The sequence below is a fragment of the Streptomyces sp. NPDC042346 genome (assembly GCF_055581845.1).
Genome location: NZ_JBVJEH010000016.1, coordinates 63,953 through 82,408 on the forward strand (window position 1 = coordinate 63,953; position 18,456 = coordinate 82,408).

The 18,456-nt window shown below is 71.4% G+C and carries 15 protein-coding genes; 13 read left to right on the plus strand and 2 right to left on the minus strand.

What is annotated here, in order from left to right; translation table 11 throughout:
* The first annotated feature begins 5 nt into the window (after positions 1-5).
* The gene (locus ACZ6K0_RS41690; RefSeq protein ID WP_469235841.1) at positions 6-2,288 is read left to right on the plus strand and encodes an FG-GAP repeat domain-containing protein; all 2,283 of its coding nucleotides are present in this window, start codon (positions 6-8) and stop codon (positions 2,286-2,288) included.
* Positions 2,289-2,836: 548 nt separating this feature from the next.
* Here ACZ6K0_RS41690 and ACZ6K0_RS41695 read toward each other — a convergent pair.
* Positions 2,837-3,448 carry a DUF6000 family protein gene (locus ACZ6K0_RS41695; protein ID WP_469235843.1) on the minus strand — a complete coding sequence of 204 codons (612 nt, stop codon included), beginning with the start codon at positions 3,446-3,448 and terminating at the stop codon, positions 2,837-2,839.
* Positions 3,449-3,706: 258 nt separating this feature from the next.
* Positions 3,707-3,895, minus strand: a complete 189-nt coding sequence (locus tag ACZ6K0_RS41700; RefSeq protein WP_469235844.1) for a hypothetical protein — start codon at positions 3,893-3,895, stop codon at positions 3,707-3,709.
* A 2,119-nt stretch (positions 3,896-6,014) separates the two neighbouring features.
* Here ACZ6K0_RS41700 and ACZ6K0_RS41705 point away from each other — a divergent pair.
* The 12 genes from ACZ6K0_RS41705 (at position 6,015) to ACZ6K0_RS41760 (ending at position 18,441) form a co-directional block, all read left to right on the plus strand.
* Entirely contained in the window at positions 6,015-6,482 is a 468-nt protein-coding gene (locus ACZ6K0_RS41705; protein ID WP_469235969.1) for a GNAT family N-acetyltransferase, read from the plus strand.
* An 86-nt stretch (positions 6,483-6,568) separates the two neighbouring features.
* A complete protein-coding gene (locus ACZ6K0_RS41710; protein ID WP_469235846.1) occupies positions 6,569-6,745 on the plus strand; it encodes a hypothetical protein in 177 nt (58 codons plus the stop codon).
* A gap of 629 nt (positions 6,746-7,374) precedes the next feature.
* Positions 7,375-8,397: a conjugal transfer protein gene (locus tag ACZ6K0_RS41715; protein ID WP_469235848.1), complete on the plus strand. Its 1,023-nt coding sequence runs from the start codon at positions 7,375-7,377 to the stop codon at positions 8,395-8,397.
* Between the two features lie 14 nt (positions 8,398-8,411).
* A complete protein-coding gene (locus ACZ6K0_RS41720; RefSeq protein ID WP_469235851.1) occupies positions 8,412-8,753 on the plus strand; it encodes a hypothetical protein in 342 nt (113 codons plus the stop codon).
* Positions 8,750-9,421 carry a hypothetical protein gene (locus tag ACZ6K0_RS41725; protein ID WP_469235852.1) on the plus strand — a complete coding sequence of 224 codons (672 nt, stop codon included), beginning with the start codon at positions 8,750-8,752 and terminating at the stop codon, positions 9,419-9,421. Before ACZ6K0_RS41720 ends, ACZ6K0_RS41725 begins: the two co-directional genes overlap by 4 nt.
* The gene (locus ACZ6K0_RS41730) at positions 9,418-12,024 is read left to right on the plus strand and encodes an ATP-binding protein (RefSeq protein WP_469235854.1); all 2,607 of its coding nucleotides are present in this window, start codon (positions 9,418-9,420) and stop codon (positions 12,022-12,024) included. The genes ACZ6K0_RS41725 and ACZ6K0_RS41730 overlap by 4 nt, the downstream gene beginning before the upstream one ends.
* Entirely contained in the window at positions 12,021-12,416 is a 396-nt protein-coding gene (locus ACZ6K0_RS41735) for a hypothetical protein (protein WP_469235856.1), read from the plus strand. The genes ACZ6K0_RS41730 and ACZ6K0_RS41735 overlap by 4 nt, the downstream gene beginning before the upstream one ends.
* Positions 12,413-14,950, plus strand: a complete 2,538-nt coding sequence (locus tag ACZ6K0_RS41740; protein ID WP_469235858.1) for a TrbL/VirB6 family protein — start codon at positions 12,413-12,415, stop codon at positions 14,948-14,950. Before ACZ6K0_RS41735 ends, ACZ6K0_RS41740 begins: the two co-directional genes overlap by 4 nt.
* Positions 14,947-16,065 (plus strand): C40 family peptidase, encoded by a 1,119-nt coding sequence (locus tag ACZ6K0_RS41745; RefSeq protein ID WP_469235860.1) that lies wholly within the window; start codon positions 14,947-14,949, stop codon positions 16,063-16,065. The genes ACZ6K0_RS41740 and ACZ6K0_RS41745 overlap by 4 nt, the downstream gene beginning before the upstream one ends.
* Positions 16,062-16,721 carry a hypothetical protein gene (locus tag ACZ6K0_RS41750; protein WP_469235862.1) on the plus strand — a complete coding sequence of 220 codons (660 nt, stop codon included), beginning with the start codon at positions 16,062-16,064 and terminating at the stop codon, positions 16,719-16,721. Before ACZ6K0_RS41745 ends, ACZ6K0_RS41750 begins: the two co-directional genes overlap by 4 nt.
* A gap of 236 nt (positions 16,722-16,957) precedes the next feature.
* Positions 16,958-17,554, plus strand: a complete 597-nt coding sequence (locus tag ACZ6K0_RS41755) for a hypothetical protein (protein ID WP_469235863.1) — start codon at positions 16,958-16,960, stop codon at positions 17,552-17,554.
* Positions 17,548-18,441 carry an ATP/GTP-binding protein gene (locus tag ACZ6K0_RS41760; RefSeq protein WP_469235865.1) on the plus strand — a complete coding sequence of 298 codons (894 nt, stop codon included), beginning with the start codon at positions 17,548-17,550 and terminating at the stop codon, positions 18,439-18,441. Before ACZ6K0_RS41755 ends, ACZ6K0_RS41760 begins: the two co-directional genes overlap by 7 nt.
* Positions 18,442-18,456: the final 15 nt, after the last annotated feature.

Consider the following 18,456-nt stretch of genomic DNA (forward strand, 5'->3'; position numbering starts at 1 on the left):
CCCCTGTGAACCGTCAGGGACCCACCCCCTCACGCCGGCTCACCACGGTCGCCGCCGTCGTCCTCAGCATCACCGCCGGCAGTCTTGTCGCCCCGGCGGTCGCAGCCGCCCCGGCCGGGCGGACAGCACCGGCCGCGCCGGCCCCCGCCCCCACGACGGCGTTCTCCGTCCCGGCCGGCACCACCGTCCTTGCCAGCGGGCCGAGCGGATTCCTCACCTCCCACCCGCAGGGCACGGCCACCACCCATACCTGGGTACGGCACGACGGCACCCCGATCCCGCTGCCCGCGGGGCGGTATGAAGGGAACCAGGGCACGGACCTCGTCGTCCGGATCGACGGGCCGCGGCACACCTACCTCGACCTGGCGTCCGGCACGGCCCGAGAGGTCGTCTCCTACAGCACCGCGGAACTCGTCGGTACCCCCGTGCCCGTGCTCCACCAGGGCACCAGGCTCGTCGTCCGTACATTCCCGACCGCGACCACCGGGGCCGAGCTGCACATCATCGGCAAGGACGCCGAAGGCCGCACCACGGACGTGCCCGTGCCCGGGGTGCCCGCAGAGGAGATCGTCGGGATCGAGAACGCTGGGCCCGACACCTTCCTCGTCCGCTCCTACTCCACCGTGGGCGGGGTATGGAGCCAGAGGCTGGCCGTCGTCGACGTGGCCTCGGCATCGGTGGTGGAGACATACGACCACATCTACGGCAGGGGTACGCCGCTGCCCGCCGCCGTGTCGGCGACCCACGTGGCGTGGCTGGAGCCGGAGAACCACCCTTACCCCACGGTCCTGGGCACGGCGCGGCGGGGCCATTCCGGCATCGCCCGCACCGACCTGCCAGCCCCGGCTGCCCCGGAGACGAACAGCACCATGACCGTGCGCATCGTCGGCGACTGGGTCGTGTACGCCGCGCTCGGCGGAGGAACCGCTCCGCGCACCGAGACCCTGCACCAGGTGACGGCCCGCTCGCTGACCTCCGGTGAGACGGTCCCGCTTCTCGCGCACGCCTCGGCCCTGGTCGCCGCCCCGGACGGCTCGCTCCTCGCCTCCGGCGGCACACTCGACCGGGGTGAGGGCGTGTACCGGATCTCGACCGGCACGAACGACGAAACCTCGCCCACCGTCTCGCTCCTGGCGACGGCCGGCGCCCCGACCACCCTCGCCGTCACCACCGAGGACGCCCCGGCCGGAATCGTGGACCTGGACCGCGCGGGCGGCACGCTGAAGCCCTCATGGACGCTGAACCGGCACAACGCCGAGGCCCGCCTGGTCATCAGACACACAGCTTCGGGCCGCGTGTGGACCTCCCCGGCCCTGGCTCCCCGGACGCCCGCCCAGCCGTTCACCTTTACCTGGAACGGCTCCTTCGACGGCAAGTACCCAGCGTTCAATGGCGCCTACACGTGGACGATGACGGCGAAGCCCGCCAACAGCATCGGACCCACTCTCGTCCGCACCGGATCCTTCACCATCACCCGGGCGGCCCGGCCTCACGACTTCGACGACAACGGCAGCCCCGACGTGCTCGTCCGTGACGCACAGGGCCGCCTGGCACTGTACGAGGGCCGCCAGTACCTCTCGCAGCCCTACCGGGAGAGCGACCCGCCGTCCCTGCCGCCGACACCGCTCGGCACCGGGTGGAACGCCTACGACCGCATCACCGCCACCGGCGACCTCGGCGGCGCCGCCCACGGCGACCTCTTGGCCCGCGACACGACCGGCGTGCTCTGGCTCCACCAGGGCAACGGCAAGGGCCTCGCACCCCGCGTCCGGATCGGCGGCGGCTGGCAGATCTACGACCAGCTGGCGGCCGGCCCCGACCTGACCGGCGACGGGCGGAACGACCTCCTCGCTACCGACAAGACCGGCGTTCTCTGGCTCTACCCCGGGACCGGCAGCGCCACCAAGCCCTTCGCCACCCGCAAGAAGATCGGCACGGGCTGGGGCGTCTACAACAAGCTCATCGTCCCCGGGAACCTCGGCGGCGCCGCCCACGGCGACCTCCTGGCCCGCGACAGGACCGGCGTCCTCTGGCAGTACCTCGGCAAGGGCGACGGCACCTTCGCACCCCGCACTCGGGTCGGTCCCGGCTGGAACGGCTTCTCGGCGCTGATCGGCATCGGCGACGAGTTCCCGCGCGACGGCATCGGAGACCTGGCTGGCATGTACTCGGGATCGGTCTGGCGTTTGTACGGCGGCACCGGGGACTGGCGCGCCCCCTTCACCTACCCGCAGGACGCCGGGGCACTCGTCCCCCTGCCGTACGCCCGTCCCTCCGACGTCTACTGACCTTGCCCGTACGACCTCCTCATCGCCCCTGGAAACCTCGGCGGCGCGGCATGGGCGACCTCCTCGCCCGTGACCACGACGGCGTCCTGTGGCTGTACCTCGGCAAGGGCGACGGTACGTTCGCGCCCCGGACGCGGGTCGGCGGGGGCTGGGGCACCTAAGTCGATCTGCTGGACTGAGCAGTCCGGCCGGCTGGGGCGATGTGGAGCAGGTAGTAGCTTCGGAGGCGTGCACACACCGAGGGTTGGCGGTTTCCAGCCCACTCCTGGCGCGTGAAGAGCAACGCGGGGGTTCGATTCCCCATCAACAGCGCAGCTCAGCACCGCGTACAGGTAAAGGTGCACATCACACAGCACATCACCACGTGCAGATCCGAGGCCGCGAGGGCGGGTTCGGGGCTTTCCACATCGCGGCACCATGGAGAACGGCGTTCTCAAACGACCTGGCAACCGTGCAGGTCAGCAGCCCACCATACGTAGCGCGACAGGATTCGAGGCGCGGTGATCGCCACGGCCGCCGTCTTGCGGTACAGCCAAGGAGGGCTGCGGTCATCTCGTTTCCGCGCATTCGTCGACGAAGGCGCAGAGTCGGCGGATCAGGCTCAGGTAGGTGGCGGGGTGCGCGGTGGGTTGCATGTGGGGTGCGTCGTGGAGCCACTGTTCCCACATGCCGTCTGGGCCCAGGAAACGATCGGCTTGATCGCCTCCGAGGTTCAGGGCGGTGAACTCTAGGGCGCCCATGGCTGCGGTCTGGTCGTAGCCGAGGTCGGGGCGGCGAAGGTAGCGATCAAGATAGGTGGCCAGCAGATCGGCGTCGCGTGGAGTACCGAAGCAGGCCAGCGCCACGCAGTACGCCAACCCCGCACAGCAGACCTCACTGGCGAGCAGCAGCTCACCGAGTCGCTCACGGAAATCGGTCCGGCGGCCGACGGCGATGAGCCATGCGGCGGTCCTCCGCTCACGCCACCCGCCTTCAAGAAGGGTGGCGATCTCGTCCGGGGTGATGAGTCGCGCGTCTTCGCCAAGAGCTTGCACGAAACGCTCGTACTCAGGACTGGGCATGTTCAGCACACTGCCGCCGAGCTTTAGATAGCGGCGCTCGGGCGTGACATAGCGGCGGACCAGGGCCAGCAGTTCGGCATCCTCGTAGGCGTGGCGCATCACAGGACGATCCTGACTGGCTGATGTGCAATGGAGCCAGCCCTTTTAAGCCACGCCGCTTGCCTACGGGAACGGGAGCGGGTGACAGCTATCGAGCCTCGCCACAGCGCCGGGTCACCGCCGGCCGAGCTGCTCCGCGCCCCCGCATCCGCCTGCCGCCCGTTGCTCAGCCGTACGACACGCACGCCCAGGGCGGCCGTCTCGGCGACCGCTATCGCATCGACACTCTACGCCTCTACCTCACCGGCTCCGGCGTCCTCAGCATGGCCCGTGGAGGAGTACCTCGACCTGCTCGGTACGTGCCGACGCGACCTTCCAGCCCTGCGCGCGGCCCTCGCCGAACTCCTCGCCGACTGCCCGGCCGGCATCGCCCCGCTCGGCCAGGAGGACGAAAGCCGGGTCGACCGGCTCCTGCAGCGCTTCGTGCCGGGTATCGCCCCCGGCCACTGCCGGGTGTGTGTGCAGCCATTGCCCGAGGCGGTCCGCCGACCCCGGTCATTCTGCCGTGCTGGTGCAGCGTCCGTGCCCAGACCCTCCGCAAGAAGGGGCAGCTGTGGGCCCGGACCGCTGCGGGGCCCGCCCCGGACCGCCACGGCGACCGTGAACGCGCCTTCCACCAGGAGCCGCCTCGCGTGGATATGGAATGGCCCGGGCCTGCCCTCGGCGACTCCGGATCCCGGCCGAGGTCCGGGAGGCCGCGTTCACCTCCGCGTCGTCGAGATGCAGGCGTTGAACGTCCGCTGACGCTGTGGTGAGTACGGGTCCCGGGCCGTGCTCACCAGGCCCGGTGCCGTTTACCACCGTGCTCACCAGGCCCGGTGCCGTTTACCACTGTGCTTACCATCGCAGGTCAGAGCGCCGGGCGGCGCGGCTTGCGGGGCTGAATCCCGCCCTCTGCACAGTCCCCCCATCCCCATCCCCATCCCCATCCCCATCCCCATCCCCATCCCCATTCCCGGTGCTGTGGCGCTGCCGGTCGGCTGGATCGGAGTACGGCTGTGGCAGCGGGCGTGCCGCTCGGCTGCCGGCCCCGGCCAGCAGGGGACCCCGCTTGTGTCCGCGTTTGCTTTCCTCGTCGTTCTGTTCCTGGTTGTCGTCGGTTTGTTCGTTCTCGGCGCGGTCGTCTGCCTCTCCCACGGGTATCCGCAGGTCGCCCAGCCGTTCTCAGCCGCCAGTGTGGGGCGCCGTTGTCGCTGTCGCTGTCGTGCTCGCAGTCCGTTGACCGATGCCGCGCCCCTGAGCCTGCCGTCTCCCCTCGGCAGCCGGGTCGTTGACCCGTGCGTGGCTGCTACTGACTTCCTCGGCTGTCCGGCTGCCGGGGCCGTCGGCCGGCACTGTGACCGCCGTCTGGCGCCTCTGCTCTGTACGTGGGGCCGAGGCACTGGACCGGCATGGAATTGGCCGACGTCGTAGCGGCAGTGAGCGCCCACGTCCGTGAAGCGCACCCCGGCTCCGGCCTGGTCGAGTCGGTCGACGAAGCTGTACTACGGCTTCGTCGACGGCCTTACCGAAGAGGCCCGTGTCAGCGTGACTGCGGATCGGGCCGGGAACCCCTATGGCGCCGGTGAGACCTGCTCGCCGGACTGTGAGTGGGGCAGGTGACCGGTGCGGGGTCACGTTCGGTTGGCTCTTCGGCCTGGAGGAGGCTGCCGTGGTGGGCACTGAACGACGCCAGGCCCTCAACCCCGGCCGCGGCTGCGTCCTGCCCGAGCCGGACGCCCGAGGCCCTCGCGCGCGCCGGCTGCCGCCGAGCTCGCGGCCTTCGGGGTGTGGTCCGACGAACCCGCCCTTGTGCCCGCCGGACTCCCAGAGGGCCGGCGGCGTCTCGGCGGCGTCCAGCCGACCCCGGCACCGCGCCCGCACCGGTATGACCCGCGCGGACGCGACGGCGAAAGCCCGGCGGGGCTCGCCGGACACGGCGTGGGGTCTGTGTCAGTCCGTGTCGATCTGGTGTGCGTGGGTGAGGCTGGTGCCCGGATGCGCTTGGGGGGCAGTACCGCCGGGTCGCCCCTGTCTCCGGGCTGCGGTGAGTGAGCTGCCCGCGCCCTTGTGGTGAGTGTTCTCTGTGTGGCTCATGGCCTGTTTCTCCTGGTGAACGGCGATGCTGTGAGGGTGTGTGGGACTGTTTTGTGGTCGGGTTCGGCCCGAGCTGGCCGAGTCCGCGAAATGACGGCCTGGCTGGCGATGGCGCTGATTCGGCAGTGCATGTCTGGCCGCGCCAGACATGCACCAGGAAGGCCCCCAGGCCGTCCGCGGCGCACTCGCCGCAGCCGCCGCGTAGAAGAAGCGCGAGAAGCAGCAGGGAAGCTGACCCACGACCACGCCACCGCGTGCGCCCGGCGGTGTCGCGGCGCACGATGAGAGGCAGAGCCCGCCCGGGAAGCCGTCGCACGTTGCACCGGGCGGGTGCAGCACGCAAGGCCGGGCTGACTGGTCGTGCGCTCACCTCCCCTGTGTCCTCCGAGTGGAGAGCGCAGCGCGTTCCAGGGAGCGGCGCTCCGTGCTGGCCGATAGCCGCCCTACCTGCGGGCTGTTGACGAAGGCTGCCTAGCGTTGCAGCGTGAACATGAAGATCGAACAGTTCGACGACACGCACGCGGTGTCTCTCAAGGCGTTGCTGATCAGCCAGGACTGGCACAGGTTGGCCCATGAGTTCCTCGACCAATTGCATCGGCCGAACCCGAACAACTACGTCGCCCTGACCGACGGCAAGGTCGTCGGCTTCATCGAGGGGAAGTTCAGCGAGCTCTCCGAGTTCTCGTCAGGAGTCTTTCCCCCGCCCCGCGCCCGGATCATGAACATGCTCGTCCACAGTGAGGCCCGGCGCCGCGGAATCGGGAAGGCCTTGATGGCAAGGTTCAGCGAGGGCGCCAAGGCGGCGGGGCGGGACTCCCTCAGCCTCTTCCCCAACCAAACGGACGCTGAGGGCAGGATGGCGTTCTTTGAGAGCTGTGGACTGGCTCCGGTGGCCCCGGAGGGTGTCCTGTGGGCTGCTGGACTTGACACCATCCTGTCCGCCTGCCAATGCGAGTAGAGCGTTATCGCGCAGGGTCTGCCCGACGATCATTCATCAACTGGGCCCCGCTGCCGCTGCAGCACTGCAACCCCATAGGAGACGTCATGGCCCAGGCCGCCACACCGGCGGAGGGCTTGAGCCAGAGCGTCCCGAACCGGGTGGAACGGCTCGCGAAACTGCGCGAGCCGTTCGCCTACGGCCAGATCTCGAAGCGTTTGAAGGCGAACTGCGGCGGCTGCCGGAAGGCGCAGTTCAAGGTCTGCGCCCGGCACGAACGCTAGCGCTGCGAGGGCTGCCGCATTGCCCAGCCGACGCTGCCGGCAGAGTTGCCGGGCCTGGTGGACGAAGCCAGCCCGCGCTGCCCGGCTCGTCTACACGGAGTGCGACTACGACCTGCGCGAGCCCAGGGACGAGACCCGGATGGCGTTCGACATCCGCCCGCCCGAGCGGCCCAAGGGCCGGCGGCTAGTGTGCGGGCAGTGCTGTGACAACGGCGTGGACGAGATGCAGCGCTTGGCCGCGCTCGCCGTAGAGCCAGCGAGGCAGTGATGGCGCCGGGCTCCAAGCCCGCAGCGAACCTCCGTTGTCATGGTCACCGTCCGGCGCTGCACCACCTAACTCGCGCTGGACAGCACCCGAGGACCTCATGCACGTCGTAGGAGTCTCCTGCCCGGCAGGACTGACTTACCACCATGCTTGCCGTCGGGTCAGGGGCTTCTTACCACGTCACTGATCATGAGGAGTTATGGCGTTGTGACGGCCGGGTGGTCTGGGTGGTCAGCGGTGTGGTGAGGACGCGGTCGAAGAGTGGGGCATCGACCCCGACGAGCTCTTCGAGGAGCCACCGATGCCTCCGTCCCCGCCGCGCCGCGACCGGCGCGCACCCTCAGCCCCTGCCGGGGAGAAGACAGTGCGGAAGGCTTCCGTGCTGTGTGTCCGGCGTGCGGCTCTGACCCGGTTCGGTGTGTGGGCGGTGCTCGCTGCCGGGCCTGTCGCGCTCTTCGCGAGCTGGGGCCGCCCCGTCGCTCCGGGCGTCGTCGAGCGGCCCGCCACCGTGACCCGGACCGTCCAGCCGGAGACCGCCGCCGACACCGGCCCGGGCGGGTATGCCGAGCTTGTTCTCGGCCTGTGGCTGGGCGCCGGTTCGGACGTGAACGGCGCGGCGGCCCGCCGGCTACGACTGCTCGCGCCGTCGGTGCGGATCCCGGACTGGGGGCAGCGGGCGGTGGTCGTTGAGCGGCTCGCGGCCGTGCGGACCGTACGGCAGGGCGCCGATATCTGGTCGGTCACCGTCGCCGTGCAGCTGACCGAGGCCGCCGAGAAGCTCGACCGAGAGGGCGTCGGGCTGCGGTACTTCACGGTCCCCGTCGTTCTCCAGCAGTCCGGCACCTCCGATGCCGGGGGTTTCGCCGCGGCCGGGGCGCCGATGGAGGTCGCCGGTCCGGCGGCCGGGCGGATGCCCGCTTCCCCGTACGGGAGCCCCGTCGGGGACGGTCCGCTCGCCGGCAGTGTGACCGGGTTCCTGACGGCGTTCCTGGGCGCGGAGGGCGGCGCGGACCGCTACCTCGCCCCCGGTGTGACCCTGCCCCGCCCCGCGGCCGGCGGCTACATCGCCGTCGAGGTCGACCAGCTCCTGGCCGACCGCCGCACCAGTGGCCAGGCCCTCGGGTGGGACGGTTCCGGTGCGCGGGTCCGTGCCGAGGTGACCGCGACGGACAGCGCGGGCCGGAAGTGGCCCCTGTCGTACGCGCTCTCCTTGACGGCCCGCGCTGGCCGCTGGGAGGTCGCCGCGCTCGACTCCGGCCTCGACACCGCGGCCACGACGCAGGCGAAGCCCCCCGCCCCCGCCACCCCCTCCGCCTCTTTCGCCCCCTCCGCCTCTTCCTCCCGTTCCGCCGGCCCGGCTGTGCCGGGCCGGACCCCCGCCTCCTGAAGGAGAGACCGTTCATGAACTCCGTCGACACCACCGTCGTGATGGCCGCTGCGTTCCAGGACATCGGCAACCACCTGTTCGGCATGGGGGAGAGCTGGGCCGAACGCGCCCTGAAGCTGTTCATCCTCGCGGCCGTCGTCATCACGGTCGTCACGAAGATGAGCCTGAAGGCCGCCATCGGTTCCGTGATCGCCCTGGTGATCTGCCTGGGCATCTACAACGCCCGTACCGAGCTGTCCGACGCCTTCAAGGAAGAGCTGACCAACGTCACCACCTCCGACCCGGCGCCCCAGTCCATGCGGCCGATGCCCGCCGGGCCCGGTGGCCAGGCAGCCGACGGCGAGCGGACCGCATGACCGCCACCACCCCGGCCCGGGTCGGCCGCACCTACACCCGGGCCCGCGTGTTTCCGTGGGTGCTCGGCAAGATCGGCGACTTCGTCCTGTGGCTCGGCCCGTACAACGCGCCCCAGCTGATCATCGCCGCCGCCGGGGTGTTCCTGCTCATCAAGACGTTCTCGTGGTGGGCAGGGCCGCTCGGCCCGATCCCGGTCGCCGCGCTGGGGGTTGCGGTGTGGGCGGCCCGGGCCAACCGGATCGCCGGCCGCGCCCCTTTGTGGATCGCCTACGGCGCCCTCCAGCGGGCGCTGCAGCCCTCCACCGGGCGGATCGCCGGCCGCACCGCCCGCGTCCCCAGGCCGAGGTCGCTCACCGGGACGTTCCTGATCGAGCACACCCCTGCCCCCGCCCCCGCCCCCGCCTCCGCTTCCGATTCCGTCCCCGTCCCCGTCTCCGCCCCCGGCCCCGCCTCCGCCTCCGTCCCCGCCTCCGTCCCCGCCTCCGCCTCCGTCCCCGTCCCCGTCCCTGCCTCCGTCCCCGTCCCCGGCTTCGGCTCCGCGGCGACGGCGCCCTCCGCCGTGCCCGACTCCCGCCCCCGTCCTCGGTCTTCGGCCGGGGGCGGGGGCCCGGCCCCCACCCCGTTGCAGCAGATGCTGCGCGAGCGACCGAAGGCAGCTGCGCGATGAAGCTCCCCATCCGTCACATCGTCGACAACATGGTGTGGTCCACCACCGGTACCGTCTGGGCGATCTGGTCGCTCACCCCGGCCGGATCCCGCTACATGGACGACCGTGCCCGCGACGAGCTCATCTCCCGGGCCACGACCCTGGTCCGTTCCCTGCCCGGGGCGGCCCGCCTGTACGGGTTGTGCGCCCGGCTGGACCCGGCCGAGGTCGTCGCGAAGACGGTGGAGGGCGTCGACTACCGGCGTCACGAGGCGTGGGCTGAGGTCGCCCAGGAGCGGCTGCGGCTGCTGGCCGGCGACGACTTCGACTCCCCGGTGGAGATGCACCGACGGACCCTGTGGCTCGCCGTGCCGCTGGAGCCGGCCGGGGCGAAGGCGCAGTGGACGGCGACGGTCGCTTCCGTGTGGTCGGAGCTGTCGGGCATGCTCGGCCTGGCCCCCACGCCGGTCACAGGCCGCGAGACGGCCGCCTGCCGGGCGCGGGTCGAGCAGCTGGAGGCGGAGCTCGACGGCGGCCTTCAGCTGCGCCGGGCGCTGCCGGCGGAGATCGTGTGGATGTACCAGCACGCCGTCGCCCGCGGCCTGGACGGCGAACTCCTCGGCCAGGCAGAGAAGTCTCCGTTGCGGGGCAGCCGGTTCGTACGAGGTGAACTCCGCGCGCCGTCGCACGCCGACCTCGGGCAGGTGCGGCTCCTGGAAGGCGGCGACCACCACGACCCCCGCGGACCGGGCCGGGGGAGTGGCGGGAGCCGTGCGCAGCGGGCCGGGATGCTGGTTGGCCGCAGGTGGCTCCAAGTCGACTCCGAGGCCGGCACCTCCTACCAGGCGCATCTGGCGCTTGCGGAGATGCCCCGTCACTTCACCGCCGTCGGCGGGGACTTCCTTGCCGAGCTCGACCGGATGCCGTTCGGCGTGGACTGGGTCGTCGACATGAGCCTCATCCCGGCCGAGAAGGTCCTCGCGGCGGTCACGAAGAAGAAGCGGGACCTGGTCGACCAAGCGGACCAGTACGCCGCCCGGCGCGCGACGGGTCTGCCCGAGGACATGCACGATGCCGCCGACGATCTGGCTGACCTCGGCGTCCGGGTGTCGCGTACGAGCGTCGAGGTCGAGGTCCAGGCGGTCACCGTCATGACGGTGTGGGGCACCGGCCCGGCCGAGTGCGACAAGCGGGCCGGCGCGCTCCAGGCCCGGCTGCGCAGCGCGAACTACCGCCTGGTCCGCCCTGTCGGCGGCCAGGAGCAGCTGTTCGCTCTCTGCCTCCCGGCCGCGCCCGCGGCGCCCGCGACCCGCCAGTACGTCCAGCACCAGCTGGGTGAGGACTGGGCGATGAACGGCGCGTTCACGGCTCAGGCCTTCGGCGACCCCACCGGCGCGATGATCGGCTTCTCCCAGGACATCGGCACCGTCTGCCCCACCCTGCTGGACATCGCCGACGCCCCCGTACGTAACGCGAGCGCCTCGTTCGCTCTCGCCGGAGACCTCGGCGGCGGCAAGTCGACCCTGGCCAAGCTCATCGCCAGCTCGATCGCCGACCGGGGCGGGCGGGTCATCGCGATCGACCGCACCAAGTCCCGCGAGTGGGCCCGCTTCGCCCGCACCGCGGCCGCCGGCCGCTGCCAGGTCGTCGACGCCGCCCAGGCCGAGCTGTCCATCGACCCGCTGCGCGTCTTCCCCGACCCCGCGGTGGGCGCCCGCTACGCGCTCAGCTACCTGACGCTGCAGCTCGGCGTCGGCCCGGTGAGCGAGCACGGCGCGCTGCTGAAAGCGGCCGTCAAGCAGGCCGCCGCGTCGCCCGCCCCGTGCATGGCCGGCGTGGTCGCGGCTCTGGAAGACATGGCGAAGGAGGAAACCCCCCGCGGGCAGCGCGCGGCGTCGTTGGCCGAGTGGCTGCGGGTCGCCGCCGACGAGCCGCTCGCCGCGGCCGTCTTCGACCCCGACCTGCCACCGCTCGATCTCCTCTCCGCTGTGTCCTCGGACTTCGTGGTGATCACCACCACCGGCCTGACCCTGCCCCCGAAGGAAGCGGCGACCAACCCCGAACTGCTGCGCAGCCAGCCCCTGGAAGCGCTCATCGGCCGCGCCGTGCTCTACCTGATCGCCGCGCTCGCCCGCGAGGCCGCGTTCACCGATCCGCGTTTCACCCTCCTTCCTCTCGACGAGGTGTACTGGCTGACCTCCTCGGCCGAGGGCCAGGCGCTGATCGACGAGATCGTCTACGACGGCCGCAAGCACGGCGCCGGCGCCGGACTCGGCTGCCACGACGTCGACGAGCTCGGCACCTCCACCACCCGCGGCCTGTTCGCCTACCGGTTCCTGGCCCGCACCGCCGACCCCGTCCTCGCCGCCCGCGGCTTGGAGTGGCTGGGCCTGGACGGCACCGACACCGAACTCCTGCGCGTGGTCACCACCGACCTCTCACCGTTCGGCAAGAAAGACCGGGCCGGCGAGTTCCTCGCCCGCGACCCCCGCATGAGCATCGGCCGCTTCAAGGTCCTCGTCCCCGACCTGGAGCGCATCACCAGCGGCATCTACACCACCCCCGCCGACACCACCCCTGCCGACACCGCCCTGACCGCCGCGACCGCCGGGAGCCCGCGATGAGCGACACCTTTCACCGCCCCGTCGCCCAGCGCGCCCGCGCCCTGCTCGCCCGCGTTCCGCTCGCCGACCTCATCGCCTGTGCCGCGCTCGTGGCCGCGCTGAGCCTCGTGAACACCGGCGCGCCGGGCAGCTGGTGGCCGCACACTGGCGAGGCCTTCGCTGCCACCGCCACCGCCACCGCCACCGCCAGCCCGCAGCCGGCCCTCGACCGCGAGGACGACTGCGTCTACATCGTCGGCCCCGCCCGCGACTTCTGCCTGCGCCGCGGCAGCCGGACCCCGCAGGAACGGACCCCTGACCCCAGCCGCCCCCCGGTCCTGCACGTGGCCCTGCTTCTCCTGCCCGTTGCGGCTGCCGCCACGATCGCCGCGCGCTGCCGGAGGGCGAAGTGACCGCCCTGTACGGCCGCCGCGCCGCCACGGCCGCCACCATCACGCTGCTGATGTGGGCGGCCGGGACCACCATCGCGTACGCCGCCGACGGCCCCGACTCCGGCGGGCTCCTGGGGCCGCTGAACGTCCAGTCCTCCGAGGGCGCCCCGCTGAACAGCTACGAACTCGACGCACCGGCCACCGTCCCCGAATCGGTGAACCACCCAGCCGCGGATCCCAGCATCGTCAAAGTCGCGACGACCCCCGGGGACGGGGTCATGGACGCGGTCCGCCGGTTCCTGGCCTCGGGCCTGTTCGCCCTGGCCCGCACCGTGACGGGGTTCGCCTCCTGGCTGATCGACTGGGCCTACCGATTTCCGGTCATGGACAAGCTCAGCTCGCCCGCCCAGAAGCTGTCCGACGCCTACGAGTCACAGATCATCGGCCCGCTCGGCCTGGCCGGGCTGCTGCTGGCCTGGGCCTTCGTCTTCGGTCTGGTGACCGCCATGCGCGGCAGGGCCGCCCGGGGCGCCGGAGAGATCCTGCTGACCCTGCTGATCGCCGGTGTCTCCGCCACCGCAGTCGTACAGCCGGCCATGATCCTCGGCTACGAAGGCCCCATCCAGCAGACCCAGCGCGCGGCACTGGAAGCCGCGACCCTCACCGCGAACTCCGGGCAGCTGCCCCAAACCACAGGCCCGTGCGACGCCATCGCCGGCCCCGCGCACACCACCTGCCTGCGCAATCAGCCCCGCCCGGGCACCACCCCCCAGCCGAAGCCGGACCGTACGAAACAATGCGCCACCATCGTCGGACCGGCCCGCGATACATGCCTGCACGGCGAGCGCCCCCTGAACGCCGCCGACGTCTCCAAGCCGATCACCCGCACGCTCACCGACACCCTCGTCGTCCAGCCGTACATGCTGCTCCAGTACGGGCGGATCATCGAGCAGGACAGCCCCCTCTACGCCGTCCACAAGAACTTCCTCACCCCGCCCCCGGCCGCCACCGGCGAGGGCTCCTGCAGCCGCCTGACGGGCGGTGCCCGCAGAAACTGCGAGGCGGCACTGTCCGAGGCCAAATCCTGCAGCCTCCTGACCGGCACGGCCCGCATTCTCTGCGAGGCCGAAGCGACCGGCGACACCCGCTATCTCGGCCGGGCGTCGGAGTTCAAGAAACTCGGACCCGAAGGCGCGGCCGTCGCCGCCCACATGCAGAACACCGACTGGGACAAGGTCCTGGGCGCCGCCCTGGTCCTCCTCGCCGCCCTCGTCATCACCCTGATCATCTTCACGATGGCCATGGTCCTCATCGCCGCCCAGTTCGGCTGCGTGATCGCCGCCGCCGGCACCATCGTCGTCCTCACCCTGGCCCTGCTGCCCGGGCCGACCCGCGGACTGCTCTGGCGATGGCTGGGCTACCTCGCCGGCAGCATGCTCACCCTCTTCGCCATCGCCGTCTTCATCCCCCTCTTCGGCATCGGCGCCCGCGCTCTCCTCGCCGACAGCAGCACCCCGCTCCTGGAGCGGCTCTTCCTCCTCGACGGCCTGGCCATCACCGCGCTCGTGATGCACCGCCGCATCATCCGCGGCACCAGCCAGCTCGGCCAGCGCATGGCCAACCGCATGCGCTACTCCAAGATCGGCGGAAGCCACACCATGGGCGAGAACGCCGCCGCCACCGCAGCCGCGTTCTCCTCCCTCGGCTTCAACGGCGGCGGCGCAGCCGGATCACCCGCCCACGCCAACCTGCTCACCCGGCAGACCGCAGGCGCGGGCCAGTTCGCAGCCGAAGCACTCACCGAAGGCCGCAAGGCCCTCATGCCGCTCGCCGTCGGCATGCGCGCCGCCCACTTTGTCCTCATCGGGCCGAAGCGACCCCCCGTCCAACCCGAACCCGTGGGCCCCGACGTCCTCGTCCTGCCCCCCGGCCGCCGCACCGCCGCCGGCAGCACCGGCGCCGCCGCGGCCGCACCCACCACCGAGACCGCCACCCGCCGCTTCGACCCGTCCGCAGCAGAGACACCACAAACGGGCCGCCCACCGCTCACTCCGGCCGGAAGCCGCCTCGAAGCGTCCCTCCGCCGCACCCGGAGCGGCCGAGTCCTGGTCCGCACCACGAAAGCCGCGTACTACTCGACCGTCGGCCTGCCCGCCACCTGGACCCGAGCACGCCGCTTCGGCGGCCAGATCTCCCGGGAGCTGCACACCGAACTCGGCCACCAGCGCGACCACTACGGCCGCGTCGCCGGGCGCTGGACCCGCGACACCGCCGCAGCGTTCCCCTCCCGCCGAAGCCGCGAGCGCCGGGACGATGCCCCGACCGACCGCCGCTCCTACCCGGCCGCCACCACCGAACCACCCCGTACCCGCCCGCGCCGCCCGGCCGGGCACGAGCCCGACGCTCCCACAGCCCGCACCGAACGACCGAGCAGCGCACCCAGCACTCCCAGCACGCCGAGAACAGAAGGCCCGGGAAGCACGCCGCGTTCCTGGAGCGAGACCTGGCGCGAGCGACACGACGGCGGCGGCACACACCCGGGAGGCGCGGAATGAAGCGCCGCATCGGGTGCGGTGCCGTCCTGCTGACCGTGCTCGCCGCCCCGGTCCTCCTCGTCGCCATGGTGACCGCCCTCCCGACACCCGCCCCCACCCCCGCCCTGGAAACGGTCGGGCAGGTCGCCGGCATCCCGCAGCGAATGCTCGCCGCCTACCAGAACGCCGCCACCCGCCTACCACGCGAGGCCCCGTCCTGCCGGGGCATGCGCTGGGCCGTCCTCGCCGGGATCGCCCGCATCGAGTCCAACCACGCCACAGACCACACCATCACAGCCCACGGCGACATCACCCCGCGCATCCTCGGACCCGTACTCGACGGCTCCGGAACCGGCGGCAACCACACCGCCTTCCCCGACACCGACAAAGGCCGCTGGGACGGCACACCGACCTCCGAACGCGCCGTCGGCCCCTTCCAGTTCCTGCCCTCCACCTGGAACGGCTCCGGCCGCGACGCCAACGACGACCAGGCAACCGACCCGCACAACGCCGACGACGCCGCCCTGGGCGCCGCCGTCTACCTCTGCGGCAACGGACGCAACCTCGACGACCCCACCCAACTACACGCCGCGATCTTCCAGTACAACCACTCCACCGCCTACGTCGACGACGTCCTCGCCTGGATCGACCGCTACAGCCAGCTCGCCACCGGAACCCTCCCCATCGGCCAGCCCGCCACCGGCGACGCCCGCACCGTCATCACCGCCGCACTCGCCCAGACCGGCGTCCCCTACTCCTGGGGAGGCGGCAACGCGAGCGGCCCCACCCGCGGCATCTGCTGCTCACCCAGCGGCAAAACCGGCACCACCATCACCGGCTACGACTGCTCCGGCCTGACCACCTACGCCTACGCCCAGGTCGGCATCCGCCTGCCCCGCACCGCCGACCGCCAGGCCGGCACCGGCACCCGCATCCCCGCCACCCTCGGCCCCGGCGCCCTCCAACCCGGCGACCTCGTCTTCTTCGCCTACGACCCCAACAGCGACTCCACCATCCACCACGTCGGCATCTACCTCGGCAACGGACAAATGATCAACGCACCCCGCCCCGGCACCCAGGTCCGCTCCGAGCCCCTCTGGGACCACGGATTCGCCGGAGGAGCCCGACTCCTGTGACCACCCAACCCACCACGCACGCACGCCTCCTGCTCGGCGGCCTCCTCCTGCTCCTCGCCGGCACGCTTGCCCTCCTGGCCCGACCCGAGGACCCGAGCCAGGACGCCCCCGCCGTCGCCGCGCCCTCCTCAAAGACATCGGCGGAAGCCCGGGACACCGCCGTACCGCCAGCCCCCGCCGCCGAACGCCGTACGGCCCGGGCCACAGCGGCGCATCCCGACGACCTCCCGTCCCCCCTCCGTACCCGCCCTGCCGCGCCCGCGCCCGCGCCTGCGCCGAGCGGTATCCCGGTCTCCGGCGACGGACCCGACGGCGATCACGCCATCCAGCGACTCCTCGACCGCACCACACCAGCCGACCTCCAGCCCGCAACCGAGCGCCACCTCGTCGCCCTCGCCACCCGGCTCTGGATCGCCGAGACCACCGGCCGAGGCCGCGAAACCTGGCCCAAGTACTTCACCGACATCTCCCTTCGCGCCCCCTACCACGACGTACGCGTCCAGGCCGCGATCGCCCGCCGCGCCGACGGCCACGACGACCAAGTGGTCGTCCGGCTCGTATGGGCAGGAGCCGGCGCTGCAGACGACTTCCAGGACGGGCGCCTCGCCCAAGTCCGCCTCGCGCTTCACCACAACGTGTGGGATCCCATCCGGTGACTACCACATGGATTTATCGCTATTCCAGGGGCCTTTCGGACGGACAAGCAGGCCAGAGCGCGGCCGGTAATTCGCTCTGAGGAGTGCGAAAGTATGTCAAGTCCGTTTACTGGCTGTGTAGTTCAGTGAACTGTTGCGTAATCTGTGGCCCATACCTCGCGGTCCCGACACCTGTCACCAGCCGAGTCTGCGCAGGTGAGACCACGCAGTCGCATATGCCCGGGGAGGCGAATTTGATGACGCGCACGCTCACCAAGAACCGCTGGCGGAAACTCGCATTCGCGTGCGCGGTCTCCGCACTCGCCGTCGGCTGCACCACGAATGAACCGACCTCGCAAAAACCGCCGAGCATGCCGTCGCCTTCCACTACCCCTGCGCCAACCCCCTCCAAGACGGAGCCCCCGGCAGATCCGGCAGAAACCGCGAAGAAGGAAGCAGTCACCGCGTATCTGTCCCACTGGCGGGAGATGGAGAAGGTCTACGCCGACAAGACCGGCAAGGCCGGAAGTCTCAAGCTCTATGCCGCTTCGGCTGCCCTCTCGCAAGCAGAGAAGGACGCCAAGAGCCTGCACCAGCGGAACCTGCTCGCCATCGGCACCGTGACCGTTCAGAACCCGACCGTCACCAAGGTCGACATCGATCGCCAGATCCCGCACGTGATCATCTCTAGCTGCCTGGACATCACCCGCTGGCAGACGGTCGATGCGACCACAAAGAAGCCAGCCACCCTGCCTGCAAACCGACTCACCCGGTATGTCATCAAGGCCACGGTGGAGCGCTGGCCCCAGGGATGGCGCGTCATCCGCGACGAGCCGCAGGGGAAGAAGTGCTGAGGCCGAACCTGACAGCTGCTGCTGCGCTGGCTCTCGCTGCGATGGCGATCTCGGCGCCGGCCTATGCCGACGACCCCGGTGGGTCTGGCGGGACGGAATGCAGCACCTTCTTCTGCCAGGTTGAGGTTGACGTGCCCGGTAGCTCAGGCAGTGCAGGAGGGGGCGCGGGCGGTTCCTCGTCCTCAGGCGGATCCGGGGGATCCGACAGCGGAGAGAAGCCCGCCACGCAGCCTGTGTGTACCTACAAGAAGCTCGATCCGCAGCCGCCTGCCGGGAGCCTGGACTGGGAAGGCCACGCGCCCGGCGACGGTGCCGTGTACGAGGAAAGCTGCACCTTCGACGAAGGCCTCAACCCGTTCACGATCACTCGCAACACCTGGGCGGCGACGCCGCCGGCCGCAGCCGCCGTGGATCCTGCCGTTCTCGCGCGGCAGGCCGTGGATCAGATGGTGCTGCGTGGTCCGGAGATCGGGATCACGCCGAAGCCGGGCGGTATGGGGCTGGTCGGGATGCCGGTCTACCTGTGGACGGAGCGGGGCCCGGAGACGTACGGGCCGAATGTCGCGTCCGCTTCCGCGGGCGGGGTCACGGTGACCGCGACGGCGAAGGTGAAGCGGATCGTCTGGCAGATGGGTGACGGGAAGACCGTCACCTGCACCACCCCCGGTACCCCCTACAAGCCGTCGTACGGCACGAAGTCGTCGCCGGACTGCGGTCACCGCTACGCCAGGCCGTCGACGGCCGGCGCCGGGGCGTATCACGTGGTCGCGACGTCGGCCTGGACGATCGACTGGCAGGCCACGACCGGGCAGTCCGGTCAGCTGAGCGAGTCCCGGCAGAGCGCCGTGGACATCCGGGTCGGCGAGCTCCAGGCCGTCGGCAGCTGAAGCACCCCCGTCGGT

What these genes read in the sequence shown, in the direction of transcription:
- ACZ6K0_RS41725 (WP_469235852.1), top strand. Translation starts at nt 8,750, where the DNA reads ATGACCGCCACCACCCCGGCCCGGGTCGGCCGCACCTACACCCGGGCC.
- ACZ6K0_RS41735 (WP_469235856.1), top strand. Translation starts at nt 12,021, where the DNA reads ATGAGCGACACCTTTCACCGCCCCGTCGCCCAGCGCGCCCGCGCCCTG.
- ACZ6K0_RS41705 (WP_469235969.1), top strand. Translation starts at nt 6,015, where the DNA reads ATGAAGATCGAACAGTTCGACGACACGCACGCGGTGTCTCTCAAGGCG.
- ACZ6K0_RS41745 (WP_469235860.1), top strand. Translation starts at nt 14,947, where the DNA reads ATGAAGCGCCGCATCGGGTGCGGTGCCGTCCTGCTGACCGTGCTCGCC.
- ACZ6K0_RS41755 (WP_469235863.1), top strand. Translation starts at nt 16,958, where the DNA reads ATGACGCGCACGCTCACCAAGAACCGCTGGCGGAAACTCGCATTCGCG.
- ACZ6K0_RS41730 (WP_469235854.1), top strand. Translation starts at nt 9,418, where the DNA reads ATGAAGCTCCCCATCCGTCACATCGTCGACAACATGGTGTGGTCCACC.
- ACZ6K0_RS41720 (WP_469235851.1), top strand. Translation starts at nt 8,412, where the DNA reads ATGAACTCCGTCGACACCACCGTCGTGATGGCCGCTGCGTTCCAGGAC.
- ACZ6K0_RS41710 (WP_469235846.1), top strand. Translation starts at nt 6,569, where the DNA reads ATGGCCCAGGCCGCCACACCGGCGGAGGGCTTGAGCCAGAGCGTCCCG.
- ACZ6K0_RS41695 (WP_469235843.1), bottom strand. Translation starts at nt 3,448, where the DNA reads ATGCGCCACGCCTACGAGGATGCCGAACTGCTGGCCCTGGTCCGCCGC.